The 328-nt window shown below is 51.2% G+C and carries 1 protein-coding gene; it reads right to left on the bottom strand.

Features of this window, described 5'->3' with window-relative positions; all coding sequences use genetic code 11:
* The coding region (locus FD02_RS11315) for a mucin-binding protein (protein WP_420805087.1) at positions 1-328 on the bottom strand (328 nt) is incomplete at both ends.

Raw genomic sequence — 328 nt, 5'->3', positions numbered from 1 at the left:
TACGTCTGATTTTCAGGCTCAGTCGTCTGATCGTCAGTCAGTACATAACCAGCAATGACTTTATCGATTACCGCGCCAGTAATGTCCTTACTGTAGTCGATTTTGGCCCCAGTAACCCCGTCGATTTCTTGAGGATCGTGGAGCTGCTTGTTATCAGGGCCAATGAACTCAACCATGACCTTCTGACCGCTATCCGCGGTATAGGTCACCGTTGCTGGCTGGGTTGGATCTTTTGGTACCAACGTATAGCCAGTCGTCTTCCCAGTCGCCTCATCCGTAATCGGCGTTAACGTACCACCAACCGCCGTCGGCGTATAGCCTTCGGTAT

The sequence above is a fragment of the Lacticaseibacillus nasuensis JCM 17158 genome (genome assembly GCF_001434705.1).
In the GTDB taxonomy this organism is placed as follows: Bacteria; Bacillota; Bacilli; order Lactobacillales; family Lactobacillaceae; genus Lacticaseibacillus; species Lacticaseibacillus nasuensis.
Note: the sequence above shows the minus strand (reverse complement) of the source record. Positions and strands in the feature narration are given on the sequence as shown.